Below are 18,147 nucleotides of genomic sequence, written 5' to 3' on the forward strand. Positions count from 1 at the left end.
TGCTGCCAGCCTCTTAGTATAGCCAATACCGTGCGAAAGTATGATCAATTTCCCCTGGAGGTCGGCCAGTTCACCGCCGAAGCTGGCCGAGATCGCCAGATCCACCGGCGTCGCGAGGGCCTGCTCCCACGGCAGCACGGGCACCCCCATGTCCGCGAGCAGGTCGGCGACGCCCGACCGGAACGCCGACGAACCCGTGCAGGTGGCGAGCAGCTGCACCCCGAGGTCGTCGTGGAACAGCGGCAGGACGTCGAGCAGCCGGGTCGCCGAGGTGACGTTGTGCACGACGAGCAGCACACGACGGCACCGCACCCGCGTGGCCCAGCGCGCCGCGTCGTCCCCGACCGGCACCCGTATCCACGGGCCCTGCCCCTCGTCCATATACCGGCCCTCCCGCGCTCCCGGACACAAGCGCTGGCCACGATATATCGGCAGAGGGCCGGGGACGTCGCCGTCCCGTCCGGTGCGGAGCCGGAAGGGACGGCCTGGTCAGCGTGCGGTCACTGGCCGGAGCCGATCACCGGGTAGTGATCGGAGAGGTTCGTGTACGTGTAGCTCGTGCCCCAGCTGGAGACCGTCCACGGCGCGCTCTCCTCCTTGATCACGTCGTTCTTCCAGCCCGTCGGCTTCGCGTGGCCCACGCGGTGCAGCACGTGGTCCAGGTCCTCGCGCGGGTCGTCGGGGTAGCGCTCGGAGGCGATGGAGTTGTCGCGGGTGTCGAAGGAGTACGGGTGGCCCGTCCGGCTCTCCGGTGCGGTGAGGCCGGCGTCGGAGAGGAACGACGCGTACTCGGCCGAGTGCCCGTCGACGTTGAAGTCGCCCGCCACGACGACCTGTTCCGAGGCCGGTATGTTCTTCGCGTCGAGGAACGCGTCCATCTGCTTGAACTGCCGGCTGCGCATCTGCGCGGCCTCGCCCGCCGAGCAGCCGGGGTCGGTCGACTGGGCATGGGTGCCGACGACGTGGACCCGGGCGCCGTTGACGTTCAGGACCGTGTACGCGAAGCCCTTGTTCGACCACCAGTCGGCGCCGCAGGCGTCCTTGTAGACGTACTGCTCCTGGCGCACGATCGGCCACTTGCTCAGGATGGTGACGCCGCCGTCCTCCGGGGTCGCCGCCGCGTACGAACCGCCCGTCGCGTCCCAGCCGCTCTTGCTCCGGCCGACCACCGGGGTCTGGTACGGGTACTGGGCGGAGGCGTTCCGCAGCAGCGCGTCGGAGGCGCCGTTGTCGAAGGCCTCCTGGATCACCACGACATCGTTGCCCTGGAAGAACGAGGTCTTCGGGATCTCCGCCGCTCGGTGGTCCTGGCCCCAGTTGGGGTAGAGGGTCTTGCTGAAGAGGAACGCGTTGTACGAGAGCACCCGCAGCGAGGGGGTATCGGCGGCGGTCTCGGCGGCCGTTGCCTGCGGCGAGCTCACGGCCAGGGTGACGCCGGCGAGGGTGGCGGACAGGGCCACGCCGGTCAGACGGCGGAGCGCGGTGTTCGGCACGAGGTCTCCTGCGGTGTAGTGGGGGGTGGACTGGGTGCCCCCATCAAAGCAGCGGCAGTTACCCACGGGTAGACATCGGATGGCACGAGTCTGTCCGGACGGCTGCCATCCGGATTGCCGGCCGGGGCGCCGTTCTCTCAGGCGAGGGTCCCGTACACGATGAGGTTGTCGACCGGATGGCCCTCCGCGTCGAACTCCCCGTCGCAGGTGATGAGCCGCAGGGTGCTGTCCTTCGTCGGACCGTAGACCTTCTCGGTGGGGAACGCGTTCTTGCTGACCGCTTCCTTTCCCGTGACCGTGAAGCGCAGGGTCTTCCCCGCCCCGTCGCGGACCAGCACCTCGGCGCCCTTGCGGATCTTCCTGAGGTCGTGGAAGACGGCCCGTCCGAAGCGGGTGTCGTTGTGGCCGATCAGCACGGCAGGTCCCGGTGCGCCGGGCGCGGACCCGCCTTTGTACCAGCCGGCCGTCATGCCCTTCTCCGCGGGCGGGACCTCGACCGTGCCGTCCGCGTTGAGCCCCAGCTCCATCAGCGTGCTCTGCACGCCGATCGAGGGGATCGAGACCTGGGTGGGAGCGGGCTGTTCCGGCTCATCGGTCCGGGGCGGCGCGGCCGCAGTGGAGCCCGCCCCGCCCTGCGCCGAAGGGGAGGAGGTCGCGGCGGCTCCGGTGGGCTCGGCGGACGAGCAGCCGGCCAGCGCGACGCAGGCCGCGACGGCGGTCAACAGGGCGGCGGTCCGCCGGAAGCGGTGGGGCGTACGGGACGGCACAGGGGACTCCGGAATCAGGGCAGGGCAGGGCAGGACGGGGCAGGACGGGGAAGGGAGGGGCGCGGTGGCGCGCGTGGCGCGGGAGTGGCGCCGCCCCGGTGCGGGACGGCGCCACGGTCAGCGGTGGTGAGCGGTGCGGGTCAGCCGTTGCGGCCGTCCGCCGAGCGGCGGCGCAGCACGATCGTGCCCGCGCCCGCGAGCAGCGCGGCCCCGGCCACCGAACCGGCCAGCACCGCGGTGCTGTTGTCGCCGCTGACGGGGCGCTCGCCGGCGGCGACGCCGCCGCGCGGCGTGACGGCCGGGGCGGCCTGCTGCGGGCCGGCCTCCGTCGGCGCGGGCGCCGGGCGGTCGCCCGCCGCCACACCGCCGCGCGGGGCCACCGACGGCGCGGCTTCCCGCGGGGTCTCCGCGGCGGCCTCGCTCCGCTCCGGGGACGGCACGGCCTCGACGGGCGCAGACGGCTTCGGGGAGGTGTCGGCGAAGGCGGCGGCGGACGGGACCAGCACCGCACCCGCCGCGACAGCGGCGAGGACGACGGCACGCAGGGTGGGGCGAGAGGTCAAAGCGGTCATACGGATGGCTCCATTCCGGACTCGGCCCCGTGACGGTCCCGGATGCCTGTTCGCACCGGGGACGGGGCATGACGTCAGGCTGGCGTGGAGATATGAAGAAGCTGTCAGAACGCTGTGGTCATCCCATCAGGGGCCCGACGGCGTCGGTCCGGGCAGCCGCAGGACGAACGTCGACCCCTCGCCCTCGGTGCTCGTCGCGTCCACCGTGCCGCCGTGGGCCTCGACCAGTTTGCGGACGATGGCCAGGCCGAGGCCGCTGCCTCCCGTACGGCGGCTGCGGGACTTCTCGGCGCGCCAGAAGCGATCGAAGACATGGGGGAGGTCCTCGGCCGGAATGCCTGACCCGGTGTCCGTCACCTCGATCACCACCGACCCCTCGCCCTGTTCGCAGGCGGATGCGCGCAGGGTCACCCGCCCGCCCTCCGGGGTGTGCCGCACCGCGTTGGACACCAGGTTGCCCACCGCCTGCCGGAGTCTGACCGGGTCCGCGCGCAGGGCCGGGCCCGGGGCGGTGGCCGCGACGGCGAGCGTGACGCCCGCGCTCTCCGCCCGTGCCTGGTGCGCTGCGGCGACCTGGCTCAGCAGGTCACGGGCCTCGACGGACGCCGGATGCAGGCGCAGCACCCCGGCGTCGGCCGCGGCCAGGTCCTGGAGGTCGTCGATGATGTGCTGGAGCTGCACGGCCTCCTCCAGCAGCGAGGAGACGAACGCCGGGTCGGGGTCGGCCAGTCCGTCCTGGGCGGCCTCCAGCCAGCCCCGGATGTTGCTCAACGGGGTGCGCAGCTCATGGGCGACATCGCTCACCATGGCCTTGCGCTGCTCCTCCAGCCGCGCCCGGTGCGCGGACATGTCGTTGAACGCCGTGGCCAGCCGCCCGATCTCGTCGTCCGTCGAGACGGGCACGGATGCGGGCTGCTCCCCGTCCCGCATCCGCTGGGCGGCCCCGGTCAGCGCGTGCAGCGGGCGCACCAGCCGGGCCCCCGCGAACACCGACGCGCCCACGGTGAGGGCCAGCACGAGCGCCGCGGCGCCGGCGATCTTGGCCGTGTTCGCGGCGGAGAGGTCGAAGCCCGGGAGGGTCGCGCCGCCCTCGTCACCGATGAACAGCAGGGTGGGGGAGGCTACATAGGAGCTGAGCTGTTCGCTGCGGGCCGTCCCCACGCAGGACGCGATGGCCCGGTCGCCCTCCCCGGTGCGCTCCGTCGGGGCGACGGACGGGGCGGCCTCCTGCGGGCGGGCGTCGCGCGGCGTCGGCTCCGGGCGCGGCGCCAGGGGCCCGGCGTCGCCGGGCACGGGCACGGGCACGGAGACGGAATCCGGATCGCCCCAGGACAGGTCGTTGTTCAGCCGCACGCCCTCGCGGCCCTGGCGCTTCAGACAGGCGTCGGCCAGCTCGGTGAGCGCGTCGAGCGCCTTCTGTTCCGAACGGGTGGGGGTGTCCAGTGCGGCGAGATCGCAGCGGGTGCTCAGCGCGCGTTCGGGGTCGTTGCCCACGACCTGCACCCGGGGGCGGCCGCTCGCGCCGACCACCACGTCCGAGGCGATCCCGGCCCGGTTCAGGCACTCCACCTTGTCGTCGGCGGTCCGCCGCAAGGCCGTGCTGTCGGCCGCCGACAGCCGGAACGGCCCGACCGCCCGGGGATCGATCCGGTCGGCCGCCGTGCCCTGCCCGTCGGCGCCGCGCGCCGCCAGGACGGTGTCCACGGACAACGGGTCGACCACGGCGGACGCCTGCGGCGGGAGCGCGGGTGCGGTCGTCGCGGTGGCGGAGTCGGCGAGCGGCTGCCGGCTCTGCGTGGTCAGGGCGACCCGGCGGCCCGACTCCCGGGCCAGCTCCCGCACCGTCGCATCGACCCCGTCCCAGGTCGGGTTGCGGGCGGCGTAGTCCAGCAGCGTGTCGTAGATCCGGGCGTCGGCGGTGAGGTTCTGCCCCTGCTCCTGCTTGATCGCCCCCGAGGTGGTCTGTACGGCGATCCAGGCGGTGGCCGCCACCGAACACGCGGCCACCAGCGCCGACACGGCCAGCAGCCGCCCCAGCAGGCTCCGGCGCAACGGCAGCCGCGCCCGGCCCGGCCCGCCGCGCAGGCCGCCGTCCCCGCCGCGCGCCCTACGCACGCCGGGCCGCCTTCGCCGGGTCGGTGAGCTTGTAGCCGACTCCGAAGACGGTGAGCAGCCGCTCCGGCCGCCGCGGGGCCCGCTCGATCTTCTTCCGCAGGTTCATGACGTGCACATCGACGGTCCGGTCGCTGATGTAGCGGTCGAACCCGTGGAGTTCCTCCAGCAGCCGCTGCCGGCTGAACACCCGGTCCGGTCCCGCCGCCAGCGCCGCCAGGATCCGGAACTCACCCGGGGTGCACTCCACGGTCTCGCCGCCCACCGACACCTCGTGCCGCTCCGGGTCGACCACGAGGGTGCCGACGCGCAGGACGGGGTCCTCGGTCACCGGCTCCGGGGGAGCGGGCCGCCGGGTCCGCCGCAGCAGGGTGCGGACCCGGGCCATCAGCTCCCGCGGACTGTAGGGCTTGGTCATGTAGTCGTCGGCGCCGAGGTCGAGGCCGAGCAGCAGGTCGTCCTCGGTCGAGCGGGCGGTCAGCATCAGCACCGGGAGCCCGCGGTCCTCGGCCCGCAGCACCCGCACCACGTCCAGACCGTCGGCCCGGGGCATCATCACATCGAGAACGAGCAGGTCGGGCTCCTGGTGCCGGACGGCGTCGAGCGCGGCGAGGCCGTCGCCCACGATCCGTACGGCGTGTCCTTCCCGTTCCAGATAGCGGCGTACGAGCTCGGCCTGCTTCTCGTCGTCCTCGGCAACTATGACGTCTGCGCACACGCCCCCGATCGTAGAGCGACGGAGCGGTGGGACGACTCGGGTGTCGGGCGACGCGGCATCCGGACGTGATTCGGACGTGCTCCGGACGTGCTCCGGACGTGGTCCCGAAAGAGAACGGGCGCTCGGCGGTGACCCGTTCCGGTGTCGACTTTATGATCAATAGTGAGCAGATGTCATAAGAGAAATGGCGGAAGGCGGGGGCGAATCGGCCAGAAGCCGGGCGGAAATGAGCGCGAACGACCCCAGTGGTTCACGCAACCTCCTTATAGTGGTGCCGCGTTGATCGTATGGTCACAACGCGCGAAGCCGCCGCCACTGGAGTCCGTACGATGACGAACCCCTCGTCCGCCACGCCCGCGTCCCCGGCCGGCGCCGGCGGAGGCTGTCCCATGGGCGCCGGTCCGGGTGCCGTCGCGCTCAGCGGGCCCGGTTTCCACACCGAACCCCAGGCGCTCTACCGGTCCATGCGGCGCGAACACGGGCCCGTCGTCCCGGTCGAGCTGCCCGGCGGCTTTCCCGCCTGGCTCGTGATCGGCTACCGGGAACTCCACCAGGTCACCAGCGACGGGGAGCTGTACCCCCGGGACGTCTCCCTGTGGAACCAATGGGAGAACATCCCGGCCGACTGGCCGCTGCTGCCCATGGTGGGCACCCCCATGCCGTCCATCTACTTCACCGCCGGGGCCGAGCACCGGCGCCACGCCGAGATGGTCGTCCCGGCCCTCGAAGCGGCCGACCCCTTCGAGATCCGGCAGCACTGCGAGCAGTTGGCCGACCGGCTCATCGACGCCGTGTGCAGCCGGGGAACCGCCGACCTGGTCGCCGAGTTCGCCGAGCCCCTGCCCGTCCTCGTGCTCGCCCGGCTCGTCGGCTTCCCCGACGACGAGGGCGCCGACATCGCCCGGGTGCTCAAGGACCTCGCCGACGGCGGGCCCGGGGCCCAGAAGGCCCACCTGCGCTTCGGCGAGCACATGCACCGGCTGGTGGCGGCCAAACGGGCACGGCCCGGGGACGACGTGACCTCCCGGATGCTCGCCCACCCCGAAGCGTTCACCGACGAGGAGTACGCGCTCGACCTGATGGCCATCACGGCGGCCGGGCACCTGCCCACCGCCGACTGGATCGGCAACTCCACCCGGCTGATGCTCACCGAGGACCAGTTCGCCGACGCCCTGTCCGGCGGTCGGCACAGTGTCGCCGAGGCCATGAACGAGGTGCTCTGGGAGGACGCCCCCACCCAGATCCTGGCCGGGCGCTGGGCCGCGCGCGACGCCCGGCTCGGCGGACAGAACATCACCCGCGGCGACATGCTGCTCCTCGGCCTCGGCGCCGCGAACGCCGACCCGCACATCCAGCAGCAGGTCACCGCCGTCGCCCGCTCCGGGCAGGGCGGAAACAGTGCGCACCTGGCGTTCAGCCACGGCGAGTACCGCTGCCCCTTCCCCGCCCAGGAGATCGCCGAGATCATCGCCCGCACCGGCATCGAGGTGCTGCTGGACCGGCTGCCCGACCTCGAACTGGCCGTCCCCGCGAGCGAACTGGTCCGCCGGCCGTCCGCCTTCCTGCGCGGGATGACCGCGCTGCCCGTCCGTTTCACCCCCGTCCGCACGACAGGAGACGCGTTGTGAACTGCCCGCACGCCGAAGCCGCCCAAGCCGATCGCAGTGCCGGGGTCATCACCATCGATCCCCTGGTCCAGGACCTGGACGGGGAGACCGCGCGGCTGCGCGACGCCGGTGTGCTCGCCCGGATCGACCTGCTCGGCGTGCCGGCCTGGACCGTCACCCGGCACGCCGAGGCCCGTCGGCTCCTCGTCGACCCGCGGCTGGTGAAGGACATCAACGCCTGGGGGCTCTGGCAGAGCGGGGCGGTCACGCACGCGTGGCCGCTGATCGGCATGATCGACGCCGGACGCTCCATGTTCACCGTCGACGGGGCCGAGCACCGGCGGCTGCGCACCAAGACCTCGCAGGCGCTCACCCCGCGGCGGCTCGAAGCGATCCGGCCGGACATCGAGAAGTTCACCGAGGAACTGCTGGACGCCCTGGACGCCGGCCGGGGCGAGGACGGGGTCGTCGACCTGAAGGCGGTGTTCGCCCAGCCGCTGCCGATGCGGGTGGTCGGCCTGCTCATGGGCGTCGACGAGTCCCAGCACGCCATGCTGACCAGGCAGTACAAGGCGTTCTTCTCGATGCTCACCCCGCAGGACGAACGCCTGGCCCTGCTCGCCGAGCTGGACGTCTTCTACACCGACCTCGTACGGGAGAAGACCGCCCGGCCGACGGACGACCTCACCAGTGCGCTGATCCTGGCCGAGGAGGGCGGCGAGCCGCTCACCGAGGAGGAGGTGGTGGGCAACCTCAAGGCGATGGTCGCCGCCGGGCACGAGACCACCATCGGCCTCGTCCTCAACGCGGTGCGCGCCCTCCTCTCCCACCCCGACCAGTTGCGCATGGTGCTGGCCGGGGAGGTGGGCTGGGACGCGGTGATCGAGGAGACGCTGCGCTGGGACACCCCCACCACCCACCTGCTGATGCGGTTCGCCACCGAGGACATGACCGTGGGCGACGAGACGATCCGGAAGGGCGAGGGAGTCGTCATCTCCTACCGGGCCGTCGGACGCGACATCGAGCAGCACGGCCCCGACGCCGACGCCTTCGACATCACCCGCTCCACGCGCAGCCGCCACATGACCTTCGGTCATGGCCCGCACATCTGCCCCGGCGCGGCCCTGTCGCGCGTCGAGGCGGGCATCGCGCTGCCCGCCCTGTTCGGGCGGTTCCCCGGACTCGGCCTCGCCGTCCCGGACGCGGAGATCACCAAGCTCCCGGTGATGACGCAGAACGACATGGCCGCCTTCCCGGTCCGCCTCGGCTGACGGCCCGCGGGCCGGACGGGCGGGGCCCGGGAGGACGGAATAGATCCTGGTTGCCGAAGATTCGATCGTGGTAACTTCGCCGTCAGCCATGTGAGTTGGACCGACTCGGCGGGGGATGGTCGGCGATGAATGCTGTCCCGCACGGGTACCCGGGACCGGACCTGGTGCAGATCCTGGTCGATGCGCTGACCCTGCTCGACTGCGTCAAGGACCGGGGGCAGCGGTTCGAGTTCGTGGACGCGGTGGCGTACCGACTCGACGTCGAACTCACCTACCCGGACAGCACCCCCCGCATCGACATGATGCATCTGGTCCGCAAGGTCATCCACCGGCCCGGCGGCCCCGAGGCGATCCTCTACGCGGTCCGCGCCGTCTCCGGCAAGGACGACGCCGAGCGGATCGCCGCCGAGGCGGGCATCCGGACCGACGGCGACCGGCCGGCGTTCCGGCCCGCGCCCCTCTTCGCCGAGGACGTCGCCCGCCAGGCGCGCCGACTGCTCGGCGAGGCGAGGGACGTCGACGCCGGACGCCTGCGCGCCCTGCTCGGCGAGGAGCTGCCCGGGGAGCTGCCGGACGGCGGGACCCCGGCCGAACTCTTCGACCACGCCCAGGACATGACCGCACGCGCCGACGGCCTCCCCGCCGCGGTCGTGCTGGTCGAGGCGGCCGCGGCCCTGTCGGCCGAGCGGGGCGCACCGCTGCGCCGGTGGTCGGACAGCTGGGCGGCGGGGGACCCGGCCGCGCCGGTCGATGACGCCCGTGCGGCGGCGCCCGGCGCGGCGGCGGCGCCCGGCGCGGCGGCGGCGCTCGCCGCCTGCCGGCAGCGCCTCGACCGGCCCGTCGCCCCCGACCCGGCCGTGCCCCGGTGCCTGGTCGTGATGGTCGACCCGGCCCACGACGGTTCGCCGGACGTCTTCGTCCGGCACTGGATCAACAAGGCGCCCGGCTACTGGCGGCCGGAGCCGAGCCCCGTGGAGACCGTCACGCTGGACACCCTGGCCGGGGCGGTCGAACGCGCCGTCGAGCAGGGCGAGGCGCTGTGGGCCGCCGGTCCGGCAGGCGGCGAACAGGGCCCGGTGCACGTCGAGTTCCTGCTGCCCTTCGAGCTGCTCAACCACGACATGGCCCGCCTGGAACTGGGTAGCAGAGCCCTGAGGCCCTGGCCGATCGGCATGCGCTACCGCGTGCACCTGCGCAGCCTGGACCGGATGCGCGGCGACGCCGGGCAGCTGCGCCGCTGGCAGGCCCGCTGGGATCGGCTGCGGACCGCGCCCGCCCCGGCCGCCCACCGCTGGAAGGCCGCCGACCGGGACGGGTTCGAACGCTGGCGCGCCCATCTCGCCGGCGACGAATCGCTGACCGCGGTCATCCTCGACGCCCCCGCCGTCCAGGGGCACGGCCTGGAGGCGCTGCAGGCCGCCGTCGTCGAGGGCATCGGTCTCGCCGCCTGGGACCGCAGGGCCGAGGGCACCTCGCACTCCAGCGAGCTGCTCACCCTGCTGCTGGGGCATCCGTACGCGCAACTGCCGGAAACGGTGAACAGGTTGAGGATCGGGGCGGAGATCGAGGAGAACGGCCCGCTCTGGGTGGGCCGGCATATCGCCTTCCTCTGGGACGATCCTCACCGACTGGTCGATCGTGAGGAGTTGTTGTCGGCATGACCGGACAGACCCCTGCCGCACCGCCGCCGTCGCCGCCCTCGTGGTGGGTCTTCCACGCCACCGGGCAGGCGCCCGACGGCCGGCCGCCGGAGCTGCCCGCGCCGCCGCCCTGGCGCACGTTCCCCGGCGGGCCCCTCCAGCCGCCCCCGCCCGAGGACGACCGCGCGGCGGACCGTCGCCTCGGCCGGATCCAGGACGGGCCGCAGCTGCGCCGTGAGGAGATCGACGCGGTCAACGCGGCCCTGCTGCTGCGCCGCCCGCTGCTCATCACCGGTCCGCCGGGCGTCGGCAAGTCCACCCTGGCCTATCTGATCGCCCGTGAGCTGGGGCTCGGCCGGGTCCTGCCCTGGAGCGTCGTCAGCCGCTCCACGCTCAAGGACGGCCTGTACGCCTACGACGCGATCGGCCGCGCCCAGGCCATCGCGGCCTGGCGGGCCGCCGAGACCGCCGACCCCGGCCCCGGCAGCACCGGGACCGGTCAGGAGGGCCAGGCAGCGGGCGGCGAAAAGCCCCCCGCGCTGGGGGACTTCGTCACCCTCGGCCCGCTCGGCACCGCCCTGCTGGCGTACGAGCGCCCCCGGGTGCTGCTCGTCGACGAGCTCGACAAGAGCGACATCGACCTGCCCAACGACCTCCTGCACGTCCTGGAGAACGGCAGCTACGAGATCCCCGAACTCGTCCGCAGCAACGAGGAGTCGGCGACCGTGTTCACCGACGACCCGCGCGGCACGGCGGGCGTCGAGGGCGGCCGGGTGGAATGCGCGCAGTTCCCCGTCGTCGTCATCACGAGCAACGGCGAACGGGAGTTCCCCGCCGCGTTCCGCCGACGCTGTCTGCCGCTGGAGATGCTGCCGCCGGGCCGCGAGCAGCTGATCGGCATCGTCGTCAGCCACCTGCGGCGACGCCCGGAGGGCGTCGAGGCGCTGGTGGACGAGTTCGAGAACCGCCTGCGCGGCGGCGGCACACAGTCGATCGACCAGTTGCTCAACGCCGTCCAGCTGACGACCGCGGGCGGTTTTCAACCCGATGCCGACGGGCGTAAGCTCATCGAGATGCTCCTCCGAGACCTCTCGAAGGGCCGCTGATGAACGGCTTGCCCAGGGAGCGTGCTCCGGGCCCCGCGTCCGTGCCGGCCGACTCCCCCGATCGCGACACCGGCGACCGACCCGAGGACGGCAGCCCGCACGACCCGGGCGGGGCCGATTGGATGGAGCTCGCCGACGCCGCCTGGCTCGCCGCCGCCCGGCTCGACGCCCACCGCACCACCGCCCCGGATCACCGACCGGACGCCGAACGGCCCTCCGGCGCGCCCCGCCCCGCCCACGCGTCGCCCGACGGCCCCCGGCCCGCCGGGACGCCCGACCCCCTGCTCGACCCGGTCCCCGACGCGCCGTCCCGCCCCGGGCCCGACGCGGTGCCCGGGGTCTCCGGGCTGCCGGGACCACCGGCGTACGAACGGGAGATCCGGACCGTCCGGGAGCGCACGCGCACCGGCCCCGACCGGCTGCCCGGCCCCGGCCCCCGGGCCGTGCGGACGGCCCCGCTGCGGCTGGCCAGGTCCCTGCGCGGGCTGGGCCGCAGGGTGCCCACCGGGAGCCGGAGCACGCTGGACGAGGAGAGCACCGCCGAGCACGGGCTCACCGACGGGCTGTGGGTCCCCTACTTCCTCCCCGACCGGGAGCGGGCGTTCGACCTGGTGCTCCTGGTCGACCGCGCCCCCACCATGCCGCCGTGGCACGGCACCGTCCGCCGGATCGCCGACGAAGCCGCCCGCAGCGGGGCCTTCCGCGATGTCCGCACGGTCGGTGTGACCCTGCCCGCCGCCGACCAGGACCCCTTCCTGCGCTGGCCCGGCGGGCGCGACGGCGACCCCGCCGAACTGCTCGACGGCCGGGGCTCGCGGCTCTTCCTCGTCGTCACGGACGGACTCGCCCACGGCTGGGCCGGCATCGGGGCCGACCGGTTACTGGAGCGGCTCGCCGCGGGCGGGCCCACCGCGCTCGTCCACCTCCTGCCGCCCTATCTGCGCCACCGCTCCTCGCTGTTCCCCTTCCGCGCCCAACTGGACGCCGGGGGGTTCGGCGCGCTGAACCGGCGCTTCCACTGCCGCCCGCCGCACGGCCTGCGCGACCCCGTCCGGCCGCTGCCCGAACCGGACGACGAGACCGTGCCCGTGCCGGTGCTCAGCGTGCGCGCCGGGTCCTTCCGTGCCTGGGCCGACCTGGTGACCGGCGAGCGCGGGGTGCGACGCACGCTGCCGGTGGTCCTGGCCGGCGCGATGGCCAAGGGCGCCTCGGCCCCCGGACTGCGCACCCCGGTCATCGGCGGTCCCCGCGCGGCGGCCGCCGCCGTACGCAGGTTCCGTTCGCTCGCCAGCCCGTTGGCCCGGCAGCTCGCGGTGCTGCTGGCCCTGGCCCCGATGGACTTCGCCGTCATCGAGGAGCTGCGCGACCTGGCCCTGCCGGACGCCGGCCCCGAGCACCTCGCCGAGGTCATGATGGGCGGGCTGATCGACTGGGACACCGACGACGAGGGCGGGCCGGACTTCGCCGACGACGTGCGTGAGGCCCTGCTCGCCACCAGCACCAGAACCCAACTCGCGCGCACCGTCAGCCTGCTGGCGGAGCTGCGCACCGGCGAGGGCCACGGCGCACGCCTGCGCGCCGCCCTCCACGACCCGGTGCGCACCGCCCTGCCCGGCCCGGAGCCCGGGGCCCGGCCCTGGCTCCGGATCGAACTGGCCGTCCTCCGGGCGCTGGCAGGCCCCTACGCGGGCCGGGCCGCCCGGGTGGCCGCCCGTCTGGTGCGCCCGTCGGACGGCCCCTCGGCCCGGCCGGGTGAGATCGGGGCAAAACCGATGGGAGGCGCGCGGAATTGGGCAAAGCTGCCCTCGAATGGCGTCGTTTCACCAGGAGGACCCGTGTCGCCCACGACACCCCCAGCAGCTGACATCTCGGCACCGGCTGACAACACCGCCCGGAGGGCTCACGAGGACATGGAAGTCAAAGCGCCGGAAGTACGCTTCGTCCGTTCGGGTCAGCCGAAGATCATGGGCAACGTGCCGCCCAAGAATCCCAACTTCACGGGCCGTGAGGCGCTTCTCGAGGCCGTGCGGCGGCAACTGGCCGAGGACGAGACGACGGCGGTCCTCCCGCACGCCCTGCACGGCCTCGGCGGCGTGGGCAAATCGCAGATCGCCGTGGAGTACGTCTACCGGCACAGCGGCGACTACAACGTCATCTGGTGGATCCCCGCCGAGAAGGAGAGCTTGATCCTGGCCGCCCTCGCCGAGCTGGCGAGCAGCCTCGGTCTGGAGGTCGGACCGCAGGCGAACACCGCCGTGCCCGCCGTCCGCGAGGCCCTGCGCACCGGAAAGCCCTTCGGCAACTGGCTGCTGGTCTTCGACAACGCCGAGAACATCGAGGCGGTCCGCTCCTACTTCCCCAACGGCGGCCCGGGAAAGATCATCGTCACCTCGCGCAACCGCGAGTGGGAGCGGGTCGCGACGCCGCTCAGCGTCGACGTCTTCGACCGTGAGGAGAGCATCGCCCTGCTCAAGCGCCGGGCCCGCGGACTGAGCACGTACGACGCCGACCGGCTGGCCGAGGCGCTCGGCGATCTGCCGCTGGCCATCGAACAGGCCGGCGCCTGGCACGCGGCCACCGGCATGCCGGTCGACGAGTACCTCCAGCTGCTGGACGAACGCCGCCCCGAGATCCTCGAACTGGCCCCGTCGCCCGACTACCCCCTGCCGGTCGCCGCGGTCTGGGACATCTCCCTCGGCCGGCTGTCCGCCGAGAACCCGGCCGCCCGCCAACTCCTCCAGATCTGCGCCTGCATGGCCCCCGAACCCATCCCGCTGAGCATGCTCCGCGGCGGCCGCAACGTCCAGATCACCCCGGAGCTGGACCGGGTGCTGCGCGACCCGCTGCTGCTCGCCCGTGCCACCCGGGACCTGAGCAAGCTCTCGCTGGTCCGCCTCGACCACAAGGCCGGCACGCTCCAGATGCACCGGCTGATGCAGAACGTCATCGTCGCCCGGATGGAGCCGGAGGAGCGGGAGCAGATGCGCAACGCCGCGCACCTGCTGCTGACCACCGCCAAGCCCGGCGGACCCGCCTCACCGGAGCAGTGGCCCGCCTACCTCGGACTGCTGCCCCATGTGATCGCCTCCGAGGCGGTCGGCAGTTCCGACGCCTGGGTGCGTGACCTGGTCTTCGACATGGTCACCTTCCTCTACTACTGGGGCGCCCACGAGACGGGCGCGGACCTGACCCGGCAGGCGTGGGAGGCCTGGCACGAGCAGTCGGGCGAGGAGGACCTGCACGTCATCCGGATCACCAAGATGCTCGGCTTCTACCTCCAGCACCTCGGCCGGATCGCGGAGGCCGCGGCGCTGAGCGAGCAGGCCCTGGAGACCTCGCGCAGCGCGCCGATCCCGGAGGAGGAGCTCATCGACTCCATGCTCCAGATGGCCGGTTCGCTGCGCTACCGGGGCGACTTCTACGCCGCCCGCGACCTGGACGCCGAGGCCTTCGAGCGGTCGAGCGACCTCTACGGCCCGGAGGACCCCACGACGCTGAGCGCGGCGCACAGCTACGGCATCTCGCTCCGGGTGAGCGGAGAGTTCCGGCGAGCCCAGGAGATCGACGAGGAGACCGTCAGGCAGCGCCAGTTGCTGTACGGGCCCACCAGCGGACTTACGCTCAACACGCTGAGGTCGCTGGCGACGGACGTCCGCGAGGCGGGCGACTTCCTGGAGGCCAGGTCCCTCCAGGAGTCGACGTACCAGACGCATCTGACCCACTTCGGCGCGACCAACGCCGCGACGATCCGAGCCGCGCTGAACCTCGCGATCTGCCGCCGCCGCGCGGGCCATCTGGAAGGTGCCGCGGAGCTGTCCGAGGCGGTCCTCGAGCAGTTCACCACCCGGTACGGGGCGGAGTACCCGGAGACGCTGGGGGCCGCTCTGGCGGCCGTCGTCGACCGGCGGATCGCGGGCAGGCTGGAAGACTCCCGGCGGCTCGGCCGGCAGATCCTCGGCCGCTACCGCGACATCCTCGGCGAGCACCACCCGTACACGATGTGCGCCATGGTCAACGTGGCCGCCACGCTGCGGGCCATGGGCGATGTGGAGGAGGCCGAGCGCCTGGACACGATCGCCGGGCAACGGCTCCGCGCGGACCTGGGCGAACGGCACGTCTACGCCCTTGCGGCGGCGCTGGGCCGGGCCAACGACCATTACGCCCGGCTGGACTTCGCCGGTGCGCTGGAGGTCGACAGCGCCACCCTGCCGCTGCTCACCGAGGTGTCGGGCGCCGACCATCCCTTCACCCTCGCCTGCGTCGCCAACCTCTCGCTGGACCAGCGCGGACTGGGCCGCTCGGCCGAGGCGGACCGGCTCAACGCCCAGGCGGTGGAAGGACTGACCCGGGTCCTGGGCGAGCAGCATCCGTGGCGGACCTCCGCACGGCTGCACCAGCGCATCGAATGCGACGTGGCGGTGATGCCGTTGTGAGGGAGCGGATCACGGCCGCCTGAGCCGGCCGGACACACCGGACAGCCGGCCCGGGACGGCCGGGACCACCGACGGGGGCGACACATGACCACGGTCATCTTCATCCACGGCACCGGAGTGCGGCCGCCGCACGCCGAAGCCCTGCACGCGCGGGTCAGCGCCTCGCTCGCCGAGGTGGCGCCCGGCGTGCGGGTCGTGCCCCTGGACTGGGGCGAGCGGTACGGGGCGCGGCTCGCCGCCGACGGGGCCAGCATCCCGCACGACGCGTCCCGGGCCACCGGACGGGACGTCGGGAGCGAGGACGACGAGGAGACCGCCGGCTGGGAGCGCCTCTACCGCGACCCGGAGGCCGAGCTGGCCCTCGCCGCCGCGCGCGGCCCCTCGGGAGAGATACCCCCGGGCGCCGCCTTCCCCGACGAGGAGTTCCGGGAGCGGCTGTCCGCGCTGGCCGTCCGGGGCGAGCGGGCCGGTCCGGAGCTGGGTCCCGGCCTCGGCGCGAAGGCCGCCGCCCTGGCCCGGAGTCCGCTGCTCGCCCCGGCCGCCGACGCCCTGGATCCCGAAGCCCTGGCGACGCTCCTGGCCCGTGCGCTGGCCGCCGCCGTGATCGGCGCGGCCCTCGCCGAGGACGCGCCCGTGATCTGCGACGGCGCCACCCGCGACGCCGCGGTGGAGCGGATCGCCGGGGAGCTCGGCGGCGCGGCGCCCGGCACCGGCCGTGGGCCGGTGGGCCGCTTCGTCGCCCGGCCCGTGCTGCGGCTCGGCACCCGTTACGCGGTACGCCGCCGTCGCGCCCTCACCGGGGCCGCCCACCCGGCGGCGGGCGATGTGCTCAAGTTCCTCGTGCGCGGCGGACCCCTGCGTGCCGCACTGCGCGAGCTGGTCGCCGCCGCGGAGCCGCCCGTCGTCCTGCTCGGGCACAGCCTCGGCGGGATCATCGCCCTGGACACGCTGATCGAGGGCCCGCTCCCCGGCGTCCGCCTGCTGGTCACGGTGGGCTCGCAGGGGCCGTTCCTGTACGAGACAGGGGCGTTGCCCCACCTGGAGCACCCGCAGCCGCTGCCCGCCCACGTCCCCGCCTGGCTGAACATTTATGACCGCCGCGACCTGCTCGGCTACGCGGCCGCGCCTCTGTTCCCCGGCCGGGCCGAGGACCTCGCGACCGACAACCGGCAGCCGTTCCCCGCCGCCCACAGCGCCTACTGGACGGACCCGGCCGTCTACCGCGCCATCGGGGAGCGGCTGCCGTGAGCGCACGCACCGTCGACCCGGCCCGCGTGGTGGCGCTCGTCGTCGGCGTCGAGCGCTACGCCGCCGGGCCCCGCTGGACGCTGCCAGGCCCGGTCCGTGACGCCCTGCGCTTCCGGGACTGGCTGCGCTCCACCGGTGTGCCGGACGCCAACATCCTGCTGCACCTCGCCCCGGCGGACGGCCCGGTCGGGGCCACCGGGGGGCGGCCCGCCGACCACGAGACCCTGCGGCGGGTCCTGGTCCACGAACTGCCCGCCCGGCAGGGCGACCTGCTCTGGGTCTGGTGGGGCGGGCACGGCGTCCTGGACCGGGAGGAACACCTGCGGCTCTACTGCGCCGACGCCACCGAGGAAGACCGCCGCAACATCGACCTGGAGTCCGCCCGCCGCCGCTTCAGCAGCGATGTCCTGCCCGGGTTCGCCGTGCAGAACTGGGTCGTGGACGCCTGCCAGACCTTCGAGGAGCGCCACAACCCGGCCGTCACGATCCCGGACGGGACGCTCCCGGCCGGGCAGCGACTGCGGGTCCACCAGCAGAACGTGCTGCTGGCGGCCGACCGGGGGCAGCGCGCGGCCAACGACCCCGTACGCGGTCTGGGCGTCTTCTCGGACATCCTGCTGCGCGAGCTGTCCGCGCTGCCCGGGGATCCGGCACCCGACCCGGAGGCGCTCATCGCCGCTGTCCGCGACCGCTTCGAGCGGCTGCGCGCCGAGCGGATCCGCACCCAGCTGCCCGCGCTCCACCTGTACCGCCCCGGACACGCCGAGCACCTGCCCGCCTCGCCCGCGCCACCCGGGCCCGTCGCGCCACCCGGGCCCGTCGCGCCACCCGGGCCCGTCGCGGGAGCCGGCTCCGGACCCGACCGGAGCGGCGGCGGGCTGGTCCGGGTCGTCGAGGCGCTCCTCGCCTACCCGTTGATGGGCGACCGGGACGAACGCCAGGCGCTGGTTTCGGAGTTGGACCCTGTCCTGGTGGCCCGGATGCCACGGCACGCGGTGCCCCGGACCGACATCCTGGGCATCCTGCGGACGGTGCGCAGGCGCCCCGACGGGGTATGGGACCTCTTCCGGGCCGTCACGCTGCTCGACGACGACCCCGGCAGATCGGCCGAACTCCGCGATGCGCTGGGGGAGTTCCTGGTCGGCGACCGGCCGGGGGCGTGATCGACCGGCGTGATCGC

General features: G+C 73.8%; 12 protein-coding genes. 7 read left to right on the forward strand and 5 right to left on the reverse strand.

Translation table 11 applies throughout. The features are described 5' to 3' along the window. Positions 1–500: 500 nt before the first annotated feature. The 5 genes from sph to ACH4UK_RS14960 all read right to left on the reverse strand — a co-directional run bounded on the left by sph (position 501) and on the right by ACH4UK_RS14960 (position 5,662). A complete protein-coding gene (gene sph / locus ACH4UK_RS14940) occupies positions 501–1,493 on the reverse strand; it encodes a sphingomyelin phosphodiesterase (RefSeq protein WP_398356461.1) in 993 nt (330 codons plus the stop codon). Positions 1,494–1,630: 137 nt separating this feature from the next. Beyond that, complete coding sequence (locus tag ACH4UK_RS14945) at positions 1,631–2,260, reverse strand: class F sortase (protein WP_398356462.1); 630 nt, start codon at positions 2,258–2,260, stop codon at positions 1,631–1,633. 140 nt (positions 2,261–2,400) lie between these two features. Beyond that, positions 2,401–2,823, reverse strand: coding sequence for a hypothetical protein (locus ACH4UK_RS14950; protein WP_398356985.1), 423 nt, complete (start codon positions 2,821–2,823; stop codon positions 2,401–2,403). A gap of 135 nt (positions 2,824–2,958) precedes the next feature. After that, positions 2,959–4,947, reverse strand: a complete 1,989-nt coding sequence (locus ACH4UK_RS14955) for a sensor histidine kinase (RefSeq protein ID WP_398356463.1) — start codon at positions 4,945–4,947, stop codon at positions 2,959–2,961. Further along, positions 4,940–5,662: a response regulator transcription factor gene (locus ACH4UK_RS14960; protein WP_398356464.1), complete on the reverse strand. Its 723-nt coding sequence runs from the start codon at positions 5,660–5,662 to the stop codon at positions 4,940–4,942. Before ACH4UK_RS14960 ends, ACH4UK_RS14955 begins: the two co-directional genes overlap by 8 nt. A 329-nt stretch (positions 5,663–5,991) precedes the next feature. On the opposite strand from ACH4UK_RS14960, the gene ACH4UK_RS14965 reads away from it, so the two are divergent. The 7 genes from ACH4UK_RS14965 (at position 5,992) to ACH4UK_RS14995 (ending at position 18,130) form a co-directional block, all read left to right on the forward strand. Further along, the gene (locus tag ACH4UK_RS14965) at positions 5,992–7,290 is read left to right on the forward strand and encodes a cytochrome P450 (RefSeq protein ID WP_398356465.1); all 1,299 of its coding nucleotides are present in this window, start codon (positions 5,992–5,994) and stop codon (positions 7,288–7,290) included. Beyond that, entirely contained in the window at positions 7,287–8,540 is a 1,254-nt protein-coding gene (locus tag ACH4UK_RS14970; RefSeq protein WP_398356466.1) for a cytochrome P450, read from the forward strand. Before ACH4UK_RS14965 ends, ACH4UK_RS14970 begins: the two co-directional genes overlap by 4 nt. A 125-nt stretch (positions 8,541–8,665) precedes the next feature. After that, the gene (locus tag ACH4UK_RS14975) at positions 8,666–10,201 is read left to right on the forward strand and encodes a hypothetical protein (RefSeq protein WP_398356467.1); all 1,536 of its coding nucleotides are present in this window, start codon (positions 8,666–8,668) and stop codon (positions 10,199–10,201) included. Next, complete coding sequence (locus ACH4UK_RS14980) at positions 10,198–11,286, forward strand: AAA family ATPase (protein ID WP_398356468.1); 1,089 nt, start codon at positions 10,198–10,200, stop codon at positions 11,284–11,286. Before ACH4UK_RS14975 ends, ACH4UK_RS14980 begins: the two co-directional genes overlap by 4 nt. Next, entirely contained in the window at positions 11,286–15,719 is a 4,434-nt protein-coding gene (gene fxsT, locus ACH4UK_RS14985) for an FxSxx-COOH system tetratricopeptide repeat protein (RefSeq protein WP_398356469.1), read from the forward strand. Before ACH4UK_RS14980 ends, fxsT begins: the two co-directional genes overlap by 1 nt. Before the next feature lie 84 nt (positions 15,720–15,803). Beyond that, on the forward strand, positions 15,804–16,967 hold the full coding sequence (locus tag ACH4UK_RS14990; protein WP_398356470.1) for an alpha/beta fold hydrolase: 1,164 nt from the start codon (positions 15,804–15,806) through the stop codon (positions 16,965–16,967). Continuing rightward, the gene (locus ACH4UK_RS14995; protein WP_398356471.1) at positions 16,964–18,130 is read left to right on the forward strand and encodes a caspase family protein; all 1,167 of its coding nucleotides are present in this window, start codon (positions 16,964–16,966) and stop codon (positions 18,128–18,130) included. The genes ACH4UK_RS14990 and ACH4UK_RS14995 overlap by 4 nt, the downstream gene beginning before the upstream one ends. Positions 18,131–18,147: the final 17 nt, after the last annotated feature.

The organism is Streptomyces sp. NPDC020884, from assembly GCF_044333935.1.
GTDB lineage: Bacteria > Actinomycetota > Actinomycetes > Streptomycetales > Streptomycetaceae > Streptomyces.